Here is a 14,038-nt window from a genome sequence, read left to right on the forward strand (position 1 = left end):
GGATCGCTGCCGGTCGCGAGCCACAAGCAGGACCGGCTGGCGGCGCTCGCGCTGGCGGGTGGACGCTTCCTCGTGGTATCGACGGTGGACGAGGTCCATCGGCCCGACTGGTACCGCCTCGTCCAGGCCGGCAAGGCGACAGGGCTGACCTACGCCGGCCACCTGACCGCGGCCCCCGAGGTCTTCGCCGCGCTGCTCGTGCGGACCGCGCCGTCGGCGGACGCGCCCCTGGCCCTGCCCGCCGATGCCACCGCCGACGAGCGCCGCGCGGCGGAATCGGCCCGCGACATCGACGCGATGGTGGCGGACTCCTCGCCCCTGGAGTGGTTCCGCGACATCGTGCAGCGCTGCCGCCTGGCGGGCGCGAGCGACCTGCACGTCGAAGTGCGCGGTCCGGTGGCGCAGACCCGGGTGCGGCTGGACGGTCGCATGCGGGTGCTGGCCCGCCACCCGGCGCGCATCGCCATCGACGGACTGTCGGCCGCCTACACCATGCTGGCCGAGGAGCGCTCGCGCTCCGAGGTCGCCTTCAACGGCGCGGTGCCGCAGGCCGCGATGATCCCGCTGGAACTGCCCGGATCGCGGCTGAGCCTGCGTTACCAGAGCCATCCCGCGGTGGGCGGCATGGACGTGGTGATCCGGCTGCTGCGGGCGTCGGGCGCCGACGATCGCCGCGACAGCGACGACCGCAGCGGCAGCCACGAACGCGGCGAGCGGCGCGCGCGCGCCGCCGCGCTGGAACCGCTGGGCTTCACGCCCTGGCAGTCCGCCCGCCTGCGCGAGGCGCTGGCCTCGGCCTGGGGCGGCGTGTTCGTCGCCGGCGTGACCGGATCGGGCAAGACCACGACGCTCAACGCGATGATGGCCATGCTGGCGCGCGACGGCTCGCGCAAGCTCTTCACCATCGAGGATCCGGTCGAGTACGAGACGCCCGGCGTCAGTCATCTCTCCATCCAGCGGGGCGCGGCCGGCGGCGCCGATCCCTTCCATGGCGCGATGCTGGCCTTCCTGCGGATGGACCCCGACGTCGGCCTGTTCGGCGAGATCCGCGACGGGTTGTCGGCGTCGATGGCGCAGGCCGCCATCCAGACCGGGCACAAGATCCTGTCGACGGTGCATGCGACCTCGGCGCTGGGCATCGTCGGTCGGCTGTCGTCGCGGCTGCTGGGCCTGGCCCGCGAGGACCTGTGCGATCCGGAGTTCCTCTCCGCCATGGTCTACCAGGTGCTGATGCCGATCAATTGCGAGCACTGCAAGAGACCCGCCGCCGCCGTCATGGGCGCGGACGCGCTGCAGACCTTCCGGAGGGGTTTCGGCCTCGATCCGGACAAGATTCACTGCGCGAGCGCGCACGGTTGCACGCACTGCCGACGGCCCGGCATCCACTACGAGGACGACATGCCCCCCGGCGACCGCGCCGCGGACGGCACCCGCGACGCTCATGACCCTCACGACGGCACGGCCGGCGTCAAGGTCGGCGCCGAGGTGATCGTCCCGGACCTGCGCCTGCTGGACCTGCTGCGCCAAGGCCGGGACGCCGAGGCCAGGCGCCACTGGCGCCGTCGCCGCACGGCACCGTTCACCGACGCCGACATGGACGGCAAGGACGCCTGGGGGCATGTGCTGTACGACGTCGCCCACGGGCGCGTCGATCCCTATCACTTCGAGCGGACCTTCGGCAGCGCGGCGCTGCTGGCGCAGACGCTCGCCGCCGATGACGACTGAACCTGCCGACTTCACCGACATGGGCCCGCCCCGATGATCCCTCCGCTCGACTGGCTGCTGCTGCGCGCAGCGATCCGGCGCCTGCGCCGCCGGCGCGGCGACTTCTACTACGACCTGGCCGGCGCGCTGGAGGACCGCGTCCCGCTCTACACGATCCTGCGCAAGCTCGAGGCCCGCGCCCGGCGGCGCTCGCGCGGCGACCAGCTGCTGTACCGCCGGATGCTGCAGGCGGCCATGGGCGGCTCGCTGGCGCGCGCGCTGCAAGGCGTCGTGCCGCCGACCGAGCTGCTCATGATCGACGCGCTGCAGGGCGGCGGCGACGAGCGCCTGTCCCAGGGCCTGCACTTCCTGTCCGGCACCGTCGAGAAGGTCGACGGCATGTTCCGCGCCGTGCGCAAGGCGGTGGCCTATCCGCTGCTGCTGTTGGGCGCGATGACCGGGATCCTGGTGGTGTTCTCGCTGCACGCGGTCCCGGTGCTGGCCGACCTGATCGCCCCGGAGCGCTGGCCGCCGCTGGGGCGCGCGCTGTACGGGCTCGCATGGGCAATCCGCCACCACGGCCTGATCCTGGGCGCCGCGCTGCTGGCCGCAGGCGGCCTGTTCCTGTGGTCCCTGCCGCGCTGGCAGGGCCGTGCGCGGCGCTGGCTGGACCGGCATCCGCCGTTCAGCCTCTATCGCGACTTCTCCGGGGCGATGCTGGTGATCTCGCTGTCGTCGTTGATGCGGGCCGGCGTGTCGCTGCGGGCCTCACTGGAACGCGCCGGGCGCTTCAGCGCGCCGTGGATGAGGTGGCACCTGCGGCAGATCCTGTCGCGGCTGTCCGGCCGGGAATCGGCGCAATTCGGGCGCGCCTTCGCCACCGGCGTGCTCAACCCCGTCATGGAGGAACGCATCCAGGACGCCGCCGAACGCCGCGATCCCGTCGCCGCCTTCGTGCGCATCGGCATCGGGTCGATCGACCGGCTGCAGCTCGGCATCTCGGACTCCGCCGCGCGGCTGAACGGCCTGCTGCTGGTCGCCGCGGCGCTGCTGCTGCTGTTCCTGCTCGGCGGCTTCCTGGCCACCGTCATGGAGGCGCAGAGCAGCCTCCAGGCCGACATGGGCGGCCTGTGAGACGCGCGGTCATGACCCGGGCACTGGTGCTGGTGGCCGGGCTGCTCGCCACCGCGTTGCCGGCGTGGGCCGCGCCCGCCGGCGCCCCCACCAACGCCTCCACCAACGCGCCAACAAACGCCTCGCGCTTCGATCGCTGCTTCCTGCTGGCTGGCGAGCGCTACGGCGTCTCGCCGCTGCTGCTGAAAGCCATCGCGCGCCAGGAGTCCGGCCTGAATCCGACGGCACTCAACCGCAACGCCAACGGCTCGACCGACGTCGGCCTGATGCAGATCAATTCCTCCTGGCTGCCCGTCCTGGCACGGCACGGCGTCAAGGAAGCCGACCTGCGCGTGCCCTGCGCCAACATCCTGGTCGGGGCGTGGATCCTGGGCAGCAATTTCCGATCGATGGGCCGCAACGCCGACGCGCTGGGCGCCTACAACGCCCGTGATCCGGTCAAGCGGCTGGCCTACGCGCGGCAGGTGCTGCGGCACTACACCGCCTTGCATGCCGAACTGCATGCCCAATTGCAGGTGGCACCGCGTGCCGGCCCCGGCACGCCGGACTCAGTCGGCCAGGTCCGGTGATCCCGCCGCGCCCGGCCCCGGGGCATCCCCCGTCGGCGGTCCGCCGACGCGCGCGATCATGACCTGGTCGACCCGGTGGCTGTCGACGTCGACGACCTCGAAGCGCCAGCCATGCCATTCCACGACGTCGGTGCGCTTGGGGATGCGGCGCAGCATCACCATCAGGAAGCCGGCCAGCGTGTCGTACTGGCCGTGGTGCGGGAAGTCGTCCACGCCCAGCGCGCGCTGCACGTCGGGGATGGGGGTGATGCCGTCGGCCAGGAAACTGCCGTCGTCGCGGCGGATGATCTGCTGCTCTTCCTCGGCGGTGGAGACCAGCGAGCCCATCACCGTGCTCATCACGTCGTTCAGCGTGATGACGCCGACGACCAGCGAATATTCGTTGACGATGACCGCGAAGTCCTCGTGCGCGTTCCTGAAATGCGTCAGCACCTCGGCCAGCGTCAGCCGGTCCGGCACGATCAGCACCTTCTTGACCAGCCCCGGCTCGGCGCGCAGCGAGATGACCTCGCCGCGCAGCACGCGCTGGAACAGGTCGGTCGCGTCGACGTAGCCGACGACCTGGTCGATCTCGCCGGCGCAGACGAGGTAGGTCGAATGCGGCGAGTCCGCGATCCGTGTGCGGATCAGCGCCTCGTCGTCGTCGAGCGAGAAGTACACGACGCGCTCGCGCGAGGTCATCGAGGATTCGACGGTGCGGGTCTCGAGCTCGAAGACGTTCTCGATCACCTGCTGGTCGGCGGCCGAGACGACCCCGGCGCGCTGCCCCGCCGCGGCCAGGGCCAGGATGTCGTCGTGCGTGATCGTGTTGTCCGGGCTCATCGGCCGGCCGAGCAGGCGCAGCAGGCCGTCGGCCACGTGGTTCAGGGCCCAGGCGATCGGCCGCAGCACGATCGTGAGGAACAGCATCGGCCGGATCAGCGCCATCGCGACGCGCTCGGGCTCGTTCATCGACAGGCGCTTGGGCAGCAGGTCCGCCAGCACGACGAAAAGGATGGTGACGCAGGTGAAGGACAGCGCGAAGGCGGCGCGCTGCGCCGTGTCGATGTCGATCAGCGGCCGCAGCAGCGACTCGAAATGCGGCGTCAGCGCGCCCTCGCCGACCACGCCCGCCAGGATCGCCAGCGTGTTGACGCCGATCTGCACGACGGTGAAGTAGTAGCCGGGCTGCTCCTGGACCTTCAGCACCTGCGCGGCGCGGTGGTCGCCCTCGTCCGCCAGTTGTCGCAGCTTCAGCCGCCGCGACGCGGCCAGCGACAGTTCCGCCATCGAGAAGAAGGCGCTGGCGCAGATCAGCAGGAGGATGAGCAGCAGGCTGGAACTCAAGGCGGCTTTCGGAATGTGGGGGCAACCAGTGTAGCGGGCGCCCTCCGCCGGCCGGGTGGCCCATCCAGGCCACAGGCCAGCCCGGCACTGGCCTGTGGAGGCCATCGGGTGCCCCAGGGCTGATGCGGGTGCGCGGCTTGCTTCGGCCCCATAGACTCGACCGACTCCGGCTCCGACCAGGGAATATCTGCCGATGCATGCCTCGCCCGCCGGCTCCGCCGGCCTGCCACACGACCTGCCCGACGAGCGCGTCGGCGCGTCCGCCGACGCGACGCTTCCGGCGCCTCCCGCCGCCCCGCGCCGCCGCCACTTCCTGGACGGCGGCGGCGAGATGGGCGAACGCATGCGCGCGCTCGACTGGCGCAGCACGCCGCTGGGTCCGCCGGACGGCTGGCCGGCCTCGCTGAAGACGGTCGTACGCATGATGCTGGACTCGCGCTATGCGATGTGGATGGCGTGGGGGCCGGAGATGACCTTCTTCTGCAACGACGCCTACCTGCCGACGCTGGGCCTCAAACGCGAATGGGCGCTCGGGGCGCGCTCCGAACGCGTCTGGGCCGAGGTCTGGGAGGCCGCCTACAGCCGCATCCGCCACGTGCAGACGACCGGCGAGGCGACCTGGGACGAAGGCCTGCTGCTGTTCCTGGAGCGCAGCGGTTTCACCGAGGAGACGTATCACACCTTCTCCTACAGCCCGGTCTACGACGACGGGCTGTGCGTGCACGGCATGCTGTGCGTGGTCACCGAGGTCACGGACCGGGTCGTCGGCGAGCGCCGCCTGCGCGTGCTGCGCGACCTGGCGGCACGCACCGTCGGCGCGGACCAGACCGATGAATGCGCGCGACGGGTCTGCGGCGTGGTGTCCGACTGCCCGCTGGACCTGCCCTTCGCCGCGCTCTACCTGAACGACCCCGGCGGGCAGGTCGCGCGGCGGATCTGCTTCAGCCTCCCGGCGGCGCCGGGGAGGGACGACGACGCCCCCTCACCCTTCCCCGAACGGCTCGACCTCGCCGATCCCGCGCACGGCTGGCCGCTCCAGGACCTGGCCACGGACCCGACGGCCCGGGACCTGCCCTCGATGCCGGCGCTGGGCGTGTCGCTGACGATGACGCCGACGATGACGCTGCCGCCCTGGCCGGAGACGCTGGAACGCGCCGTCCTGCTGCCCTTGCGCGGCGCCGGCAAGGACCTGGCCGGCTTCCTGGTGCTGGGCATCAGCCCGCGCCGCCCGCTGGACGGGGATTACCGCGACTTCCTGAACCTCGTCGCCGGCCAGGTGTCGGCGGCGCTCGCCGACGCCACCGCCTACGAGGCCGAGCGCCGTCGCGCGGAATCGCTCACCGCGCTGGACCGGGCGAAGACGGCGTTTTTCTCCAACATCAGCCATGAGTTCCGCACGCCGCTGACGCTGATGCTGGGCCCGCTCGAGGAACTGGTGACCGCGCCCCACCTCGACGCTCCCGCGCGGGACCGGCTGGCGCTGGTGATGCGCAACGCGACGCGGCTGCAGCGGCTGGTGAACACGTTGTTGGACTTCTCCCGCATCGAGGCCGGCCGCGCGCAGGCGCGTTACGAGGCCACCGACCTCGCGGCGCTGACGCGCGACCTGGCCAGCACCTTCCGGTCGGCGATGGAGCGCGCCGGCCTGGCGTTCGAGGTCGACTGCGCGCCGCTGGGCCGGCACGCCTACGTCGACCGCGAGATGTGGGAGAAGATCGTCCTGAACCTGCTGTCCAACGCCTTCAAGTTCACGATGCGCGGCCAGGTCACGGTGCGCCTGCGCGAGTCCGGCGACGACCCGCGCCAGGCCGTGCTGGAAGTCGCCGACACCGGCGTCGGCATCCCGGCGGACGAGCTGCCCAAGGTCTTCGAGCGCTTCCACCGCGTTGCCGGCGCCGAGGGGCGCACCCACGAGGGATCCGGCATCGGGCTGGCGCTGGTGCAGGAGCTGGTCCACCTGCACGGCGGCCGGATCGAGGCGGCCAGCGTGCATGGCGAAGGCGCGCTTTTCCGCGTGCGGATGCCGCTGGGGCGCGACCATCTGCCGCAGGAACGGATCGAGCGGATCGAACGCGCCGCCAGCACGACCGGCGCGCGGGCCTACGTCGAGGAAGCGCTGCGCTGGCTGCCCGTGCCGGAGCCCTTGCCCTTGCCCCTGCACGACGTCGAACCCGGCCGCGCCCCCAGCGGCGCGTGGCCGGCGGCCGACCAGCGCTTCGCCGCGACCTTCGGTGCCCGGGTGATCGTCGCGGACGACAACGCGGACATGCGCGCCTACCTGCGCGACCTGCTTTCGCCGTACTACGCGGTGGAGCTCGCGGCGGACGGCCTGCAGGCGCTGGAGGCCGCGCGGCGCGAAGCACCGGACCTGCTGCTCAGCGACGTCATGATGCCGAGGCTGGACGGCCTGTCGCTGCTGAAGGCGATCCGCGCGGATGCGCGACTCGGCGGCGTGCCGGTGGTGCTGCTGTCGGCGCGGGCCGGCGAGGAGGCCCGCATCGAAGGCCTGGACACCGGCGCCGACGACTACATGATCAAGCCCTTCTCGTCGCGGGAGCTGCTCGCGCGGCTGGGCGCGCTGCTGGAACTGCGGCGCCTGCGGCAATCGTCGGAGGCGGCGTTCCGGGTCCGGACCCGGCAGTTCGAGACCCTGCTCAACGAGGCGCCGATGGGCGTCTTCCTGGTCGAGCACGACGGCGCGACGCTGCGCCTGCGCGAGGCCAACCCGACCGCGCGCGCGACCTTCGGCGATCCGCCGGACCTGATCGGCGCGCGTTTCGACGCGCTGGTGGAGCGGCAGTGGGGCCACCCCTTGTCCGACCAGATCGTCTCCCTCTTCCAGCGCACGCTGGAGACCGGAGACCCGTACCACACGCCGGAGTTCATCCAGGAACGCAGCGACCTCGGCGTCATCGAGGCCTACGAGTGGCAGATCAGCCGCATCCCGCTGGCGGACGGATCGCTGGGCGTGGTGTGCTACTACCGCGAGATCTCGGCGCCGCTGAAGGCGAGGCGGCGGCTGGAGGCGGCGGACCGGCAGAAGGACCAGTTCCTGGCGATGCTGGCGCACGAGCTGCGCAACCCGATCGCGCCGATCCGCAGCGCGGGCGACGTGCTGTCGCGGCTGGGGCTGCCCGACGAGCGGTCCAGGAAGATGGTGGACATCATCCGCCGGCAGGTATCGACGCTGACGCGGCTGGTGGACGACCTGCTGGACGTGTCGCGGATCACGCAGGGCCGGGTGGAGCTGCAGCTCGCGCCGGTGCTGCTCTCGGAGGTGATCGCGCAGGCGGTGGAGACGGCGGAACCCTTGATGCGGGAGCGCCGCCACCACTTCTCGGTGACGTCGGTGACGTCGGCGATGTCGGCGGCGACGGGCGGCCAACCGGTGCGCGTGCACGGCGATCTGGCCCGGCTGGTGCAATGCGTGGCCAACGTGCTCACCAACGCGGCGAAGTACACCGATCCGGAGGGCCGGATCGAGTTGACGATGAGCGAGGAGCCCTCGCCGGCGGGCGGTCCCGGCACCGCGCTGATCCGCATCAGCGACGACGGCATCGGCGTGCCGCCCGCGCTCCAGGCGACGATGTTCGACCTGTTCGTGCAGGGCGACCGCGCGCTGGACCGCTCGCAGGGCGGGCTGGGCATCGGGCTGTCGCTGGTGAAGCAACTCATCGGCATGCACGGCGGCAGCGTCGTGGTGTACAGCGAGGGATCGGGATGCGGAGCGCGCTTCGAGCTGCGCCTGCCGTTGCTGGCGACGGCGGTCGCCTGAACAGGGAGCGGGCCCCGCGACGCCGCCCTCACAGGCCGAGGAGCTTCATGCCCTTCGTCAACGTCTGCCGGCTCTTCCAGTAGTCGCGCCACGGATCGACCTTCTGGAAGCTGAGCCGGTCGCGCGCATTCGCGAGGGTCCACTGGTCGCCGCGCTTCACATCGCCGAGTTCGTCCCAGTCGATCGGCATCGAGACGCCCAGCCCGGGCCGCGCGCGCACGGAGAAGGCGCAGGCGGTGGTCTGCCCTTCCCCGTTGCGGAGGTAGTCCGGGAAGATCTTCCCGACGCGGTTCTTCGGTCCGCTCTTGGCGGAGAACTTCTTCGGAAAGGTCTCGGCCAGATGCTGCACGAGGGCCTGGCTGAAGGCTTTGGTCGTCGCGTGATCGTGACGGCGCGCCAGCGGGACGACGACATGCAGCCCCTTGCCGCCGCTCGTCTTGAGCCAGGATTGAAGGCCGAGTTCCTTGAGCAGCGCCCGCGTGATGCCGGCGGCCTCCACAACCGCCTTGAAGGCGACCCCCTCGCCCGGGTCCAGGTCGATGATGAAGCGATCCGCACGATCGAGCTTGTCGTCCTGCGCGTTCCAGGTGTGGAACTCGATCGCGTTCATCTGCGTCAGCTGCATCAGCTCGGCGGGATCGCGCAGGACGATGAGGTCGTCGCCCTCGACGTGCTTCTGGAAGAACAGCTGCCCGTCGATGCCGTCGGGCGCGCGCACGATCGCCACGGGCCGCCGAGCGAGATGCGGCTGCATCCACGTGATCACGCTCTCGTAGTAGCGGACGAGCTCGATCTTGGTATGACCCGTCGACGGGTCGATGACGCGCTCCGGATGCGTGATGCGAAGTTGCCCCGAAGCGGAGGATGTCGACGCCGTCGATGATGTCGAAGACTTCGATGGCTTGGATGACTTGGATGATTTGGACTTCGGCACCTTGAGTTCCTCCGCCGGCGTGGCCGATTCCCGTCCGACGTCCTTGGGCGCCTTGTCTTCGCGCTCGCCCTGGAACGAGGCATGGCGCACGTGGCCGTCCGGCGTCCATTCGGCGAAGGCGACTTCCACGACGAGCTCGGGTTTCACCCAACGCGCAGCGCCGCCGGAACGCCCGGCGATACGGGCCCAGTGGCTGCGGGCGATGGAGGCCTCATCGAAGTGCGGCGTCTTGACCTCGAGGGCGGCCAGGCGCTTGTGCATCTCGCCGGCCAGCTTCAGCGACCAGCCGGTGCCGACGCGCCCGGCGTAGCGCAGTTCGCCGTCCTCGTGGTAGCCGAGCAGCAGGCTGCCCAGCGCCTTCGCGCCGTCCGACCGGTCCGTGAATCCGACGACGACGAACTCCTGCCGCTGCTGGCACTTCAGCTTCACCCACGCCTCGCTGCGCGCGGACACGTAGGCGCTGTCGGGCCGCTTCAGGATCAGACCTTCCAACCGCATCTGACAGGCGGCGGCCAGCATCTCCTCGGGCGGCACCGCGAAGTCCTCGCTGAAGCGCAGACGTTCCCCCTCGTCGACATCCTTGGCGTCGCCCTGATGGTCTTTCCCCTCATGGCCTTCCATTAGCGCGCGCAGCACGGCGCGCCGATGGATCAGCGGCACCTCGCGCAGGTCGTGGCCGTTGAGGAACGGCACGTCGAAGAGGAAATAGACGATGTCCTCGTGGCGCGTGCGCTTCGGGTGGCCGATGGCGTTCTGCAGCAGGCTGAAGTCGGGCGTGCCGTCGTCGCTCAACACGACGATCTCGCCGTCCAGCCAGCCGTTGTCGATGTCGAGGGCCGCGATCGCCTCCGCCAGCGATGGCAGCCGGGCCGTCCAGTCGTTGCCCCCTCGGGTCATCAATCGGACCTGGCCCTTGTCGACACGCGCCATCAGCCGGTAGCCGTCGAACTTCGCCTCGGCGATCCAGTCGCCGGGCGGCGTCGCGCTGACCAGCGTGGCGAGTTGCGGCGTGAGTGCCGCAGGCAGGCGCGCCTTCTTCGCGCGACTGAGGTCGGGGTCGCCCAGCACCGGATCGCGGTTGGATCCGTCCACCGCGATGCCGTCGGTCGCAGCGCCGCCTCCTGCCTCGGCCCGCCCCAACGGATGCTGGATCACGCTGTCCGGCAGCTCGACGGTGACGTCGTAATCCGCATGCGGGCGCTCACGGCCGTCGTGCTTCTTGATCAGCAGCCACTGCTCGCGCTTGGACGCGTCTCGCGAGGTCCGGATCAACTGCCACAACCCCGCCAGCTTCTGCCCGTCCAGGCGAAACACCAGCTTGCCGTCGCGCAGCCCGTCATGCGGATCGCCCTCGGGCGTCCAGGTGCCGTTGTCCCAGACGATCACTTCGCCCGCGCCGTACTGCTTCGGCGGGATCGTGCCCTCGAAGCCGCCGTAGGACAGCGGATGGTCCTCGACATGGATCGCCATGCGGCGTTCCCGGGTGTCGTACGACGGGCCCTTGGGGACGGCCCAGCTCAGCAGGACGCCGTCGAGCTCCAGCCGGAAGTCGTAGTGCAGGTGGCTGGCCCAGTGCTTCTGGATGACGAAGGACAGCGCCTGCGCGGAGCGCTTCGCCGATGTCTTCCTCCGCGTGTCGTCCGGTTCGGGCGTCATGCGGAAGTCGCGCTTCTGGCGATAGCGCGACAGCGGATCGTGGCGCGGTGCGGTCGGCATCGGCAACTCCTGGCGATGCCCGACGCTCAGGCCGCCTTCTTCTTCGACTTGCCGCCAAGGCTGCGTCGCAGCAGCTCGGTGAGGTCGACGACCTTGCCGCCCTCGCCCTCGCCCTCGGGCGCCGCTTCGAGTGGCGTGACGGTCTCGGTTTCGCCTTCCTTGACCTTGCGCGCGATCAGGTCGCGGATCGCGGCGGTGAATTCGTCGTGGTAATCCTCGGGATGCCAGTCGCTGCTCATCTCGTCGATCAACTGGCGGGCCATCTGCAGCTCCGCCGCCTTGAAGCCGTGCGCCGACTTGCCTTCGGCCGGCAGGTTCAGGTCGTCGCAGGGCCGGATCTCATTGGCCCAGCGCAGCATGCCGATCATCAGCGCCGGTCCCGCCGGCAGCAGCGCGGCCAGGTGCTCCTTGCTGTGGATCACCAGACGCGCGATGGCGATCAGGCCGGCGTCGGCCATCGCCTCGCGCAGCAGCGCGTAGACCTTGCCGGACTTGCCGATCGGCTCCAGGTAGTACGGCTTCTCCAGGTAGACGAAGGACACCTGGACTGCGGGGACGAAGGTCTCGATCTCGATGGTCTGGGTGGTGGTCGGGTAGGCCTTGCGGATCTCGTCGTCGGACACCAGCACGTAGTCGCCGTTGTCCTGCTTCACGCCCTTGACGATGTGCATCTTGTCGATGTCCCTGCCGGTGCGCTTGTTGATGCGCTTGTAGCCGACCGGGTCCATGCTGCGCTTGTCGAGCCAGTCGAAGTCGACGCGCTGGTCGCGCGAGGCCGGATACAGCGCGACCGGCACGTGCAGCAGGCCGAAGCTGATCGCGCCCTTCCAGATCGCGCGACGGGCGGCGGGCGCGTCATCGCTGTCGCCGCGGTCGCCGCGGTTGCCGCGGGTCGAGGCCGCGTTAGCCGCCTTGCGGGGCTTGCGGGAAGACGAGGAGGCAGTTCTGCTGGGCATGGGCACCTCGACAGCGGATCGGTGGAACCCGTCCTCTGGCAAATCACGCGCCCATGGCCTGCGCCGGCGCACCGGAACACGGGCGCGGGCATCCGGCTTGCTCCGTCCTGGGGATAGAAACGTCGTCGTTGCGAGGCCATCATGTCCCCGGAAGCCCATGCCATGCTGCTCGTCCGCCCCTTCTCCGATCCGCCCTCGGCGGAGCGGCGATTCGTCGACCGGCGGGATGCGGGCCGGGAGTTGGCGATCCGCCTGAAGGCTTACGCGCATCGCGAGGACGTGACGGTGCTCGCGCTCCCACGCGGCGGCGTGCCGGTGGCGGCGGAGGTCGCACAGGCGCTGGAGGCGCCGCTGGACATCCTCGTCGTGCGCAAGCTGGGCCTGCCCGGACAACCCGAATACGCGATGGGCGCGATCGCCTCGGGCGACGTGCGGGTGCTCAACACGCAGGTGCTGCAGCAGTTGGCGATCAGCTATTCAGCGGTCGAGCTCGTGACCCGCGCGGAGGTGCGCGAGCTGCACCGGCGCGAGAAGCTCTATCGCGGCGACCGGGCGATGCCGCCGGTCGAGGGCCGGCAGGTGATCCTGGTGGACGACGGCATGGCGACCGGCGCGTCGATGCGCGCGGCCGTTCAGGCGCTGCGCGAGATGCGGCCGGCGAGGATCGTCGCGGCGGTGCCGGTGTCGTCGCCGGAGACCTGCCACCTGATCTCGCAGGATGCGGACGAGGTCATCTGCGCCCGCACGCCGGAGCGCTTCCGCTCGGTCGGGCAGTGGTACGAGCGGTTCGAGCAGACGACGGATGAGGAGGTGCGACATCTGCTCGCCTCGGCGCGGCTGTCAGCCCACTCTGTCTAGCGCGTCTCACCACGGCATCATGGCCGGCCGAATCCCGAATCCCGAGCCCCGAACCCCGAACCTCAGCTGAACAGCCGCCTCGCCACCGCGCTGCCCGCGGCGAGATCGCGCGCGGCCAGCGACTTGTAGAGCTCTGACAGCTCCTGCCCGATCGACTGGAACGCATGCAGGTTCAGGATCTGGTTGCGGTCGTCGCAGACGTCGGCCTCGAAGTCGCGCGCCAGGTTGCGCGCCGATTCCTGCCAGGTCGCGAACGGCTCCAGCGCCTCCGGCGTCTGCAGCACGTCCAGCGACAGCGTCAGCTCCCGCAACGACGAGGCCTGCGGATCCTCCGCCAACGCGGCCTGGGCGTCGAAGTTCAGCGTCAGCAATGGCGGCGCGCCGTCCTCGGCCGCCGGCATCACGAGGCGGCCTGGAATCGATCCGGGCACGAAGCCGTGCCGCAGCGCACCCTGCTGCACGAAGCCCAGCGTCCACGCCGCGCCGCGCGCCTTCAGCACGATCGCCAGCTGCGCATCGTGACCCGCCGCGAACTGGTCGAGTTCGCGCGCCCGGCCCACGACGTCCAGCATGTCCGGGAACTCCGGCATCGCGCCGATGCCGTCCGCGAAGCTCTGGATCTTCTGCACGAACTCCGAGTACTCGATCTCGTTGAGCGCCCCGCTGCGGTTGGCCATCTGCAGCCCGGCCTGGAATTCGCCGTAGCGCTGGCCCGGGTGCGGCAGTTCCCACTCGCCGCTGTCGGCGTTCAGGCCTTCGATGTGGAAGGGCTTGGTCCCTGCGCGCCGGCTGCCCGGCAGGTGCGACAGCGCCATCTCGCCGCTGACCGGCGACTCCGGCGTCATCGTCGCGATCGCGTCGATCAGCGCGTCGATCCGCGTCGACGCCTTGCGCGCCCGCGCCATCGCCGGCACGGTCTCGTCGAGCGTGCGCAGGTCCATCGTGCGCGAGTCCACCGCCTCGCCGTCGGCCGTGCCGTCCAGCGTCACCGGCGACGGCCCCGCGGAAGCATGACCAGCGCCGCCCGCGCCCAGGCTCGGCTCCTGGCGGTCGCCCGCCGGCACGA

The 14,038-nt window shown here is 70.8% G+C and carries 9 protein-coding genes; 5 read left to right on the forward strand and 4 right to left on the reverse strand.

The features are described from left to right. From VF536_RS13470 to VF536_RS13480, 3 genes are all read left to right on the forward strand, one after another. Nucleotides 1-1,725 (forward strand): GspE/PulE family protein (locus tag VF536_RS13470; RefSeq protein WP_331615363.1); only part of this gene is annotated, 1,725 nt, incomplete at its 5' end. Nucleotides 1,726-1,758: 33 nt separating this feature from the next. Continuing rightward, on the forward strand, nucleotides 1,759-2,838 hold the full coding sequence (locus VF536_RS13475; protein WP_331615364.1) for a hypothetical protein: 1,080 nt from the start codon (nucleotides 1,759-1,761) through the stop codon (nucleotides 2,836-2,838). Nucleotides 2,839-2,849: 11 nt separating this feature from the next. Next, nucleotides 2,850-3,407 carry a lytic transglycosylase domain-containing protein gene (locus VF536_RS13480; RefSeq protein ID WP_331615365.1) on the forward strand — a complete coding sequence of 186 codons (558 nt, stop codon included), beginning with the start codon at nucleotides 2,850-2,852 and terminating at the stop codon, nucleotides 3,405-3,407. Here the strand turns inward: VF536_RS13480 and VF536_RS13485 are convergent. Continuing rightward, entirely contained in the window at nucleotides 3,387-4,733 is a 1,347-nt protein-coding gene (locus VF536_RS13485; protein WP_331615366.1) for a hemolysin family protein, read from the reverse strand. The genes VF536_RS13480 and VF536_RS13485 overlap by 21 nt on opposite strands. 193 nt (nucleotides 4,734-4,926) lie before the next feature. Between VF536_RS13485 and VF536_RS13490 the strand changes: the two genes are divergently transcribed. Then, nucleotides 4,927-8,508 (forward strand): ATP-binding protein, encoded by a 3,582-nt coding sequence (locus VF536_RS13490; protein WP_331615367.1) that lies wholly within the window; start codon nucleotides 4,927-4,929, stop codon nucleotides 8,506-8,508. Nucleotides 8,509-8,536: 28 nt separating this feature from the next. Here VF536_RS13490 and ligD read toward each other — a convergent pair whose 3' ends face one another. Together ligD and VF536_RS13500 are read right to left on the reverse strand one after the other, a co-directional pair. Beyond that, nucleotides 8,537-11,158 (reverse strand): DNA ligase D, encoded by a 2,622-nt coding sequence (gene ligD / locus VF536_RS13495; protein ID WP_331615368.1) that lies wholly within the window; start codon nucleotides 11,156-11,158, stop codon nucleotides 8,537-8,539. A 26-nt stretch (nucleotides 11,159-11,184) separates the two neighbouring features. Further along, on the reverse strand, nucleotides 11,185-12,114 hold the full coding sequence (locus VF536_RS13500) for a Ku protein (RefSeq protein ID WP_331615369.1): 930 nt from the start codon (nucleotides 12,112-12,114) through the stop codon (nucleotides 11,185-11,187). Between the two features lie 162 nt (nucleotides 12,115-12,276). Here VF536_RS13500 and VF536_RS13505 point away from each other — a divergent pair, with 162 nt between their 5' ends. Beyond that, nucleotides 12,277-12,972, forward strand: a complete 696-nt coding sequence (locus VF536_RS13505) for a phosphoribosyltransferase (RefSeq protein WP_331615370.1) — start codon at nucleotides 12,277-12,279, stop codon at nucleotides 12,970-12,972. 62 nt (nucleotides 12,973-13,034) lie between these two features. Here VF536_RS13505 and VF536_RS13510 read toward each other — a convergent pair whose 3' ends face one another. Continuing rightward, nucleotides 13,035-14,036, reverse strand: coding sequence for a cell division protein FtsZ (locus VF536_RS13510; protein ID WP_331615371.1), 1,002 nt, complete (start codon nucleotides 14,034-14,036; stop codon nucleotides 13,035-13,037). Nucleotides 14,037-14,038 lie beyond the last annotated feature (2 nt).

It is taken from the genome of Roseateles sp., assembly GCF_036486225.1.
Lineage (GTDB): Bacteria > Pseudomonadota > Gammaproteobacteria > Burkholderiales > Burkholderiaceae_C > Roseateles.

Excerpts from the sequence above, each read along its gene's own strand:
- VF536_RS13475 (WP_331615364.1), top strand. The coding sequence starts at position 1,759 with ATGATCCCTCCGCTCGACTGGCTGCTGCTGCGCGCAGCGATCCGGCGC.
- VF536_RS13490 (WP_331615367.1), top strand. The coding sequence starts at position 4,927 with ATGCATGCCTCGCCCGCCGGCTCCGCCGGCCTGCCACACGACCTGCCC.
- VF536_RS13480 (WP_331615365.1), top strand. The coding sequence starts at position 2,850 with ATGACCCGGGCACTGGTGCTGGTGGCCGGGCTGCTCGCCACCGCGTTG.
- VF536_RS13500 (WP_331615369.1), bottom strand. The coding sequence starts at position 12,114 with ATGCCCAGCAGAACTGCCTCCTCGTCTTCCCGCAAGCCCCGCAAGGCG.
- ligD (WP_331615368.1), bottom strand. The coding sequence starts at position 11,158 with ATGCCGACCGCACCGCGCCACGATCCGCTGTCGCGCTATCGCCAGAAG.
- VF536_RS13505 (WP_331615370.1), top strand. The coding sequence starts at position 12,277 with ATGCTGCTCGTCCGCCCCTTCTCCGATCCGCCCTCGGCGGAGCGGCGA.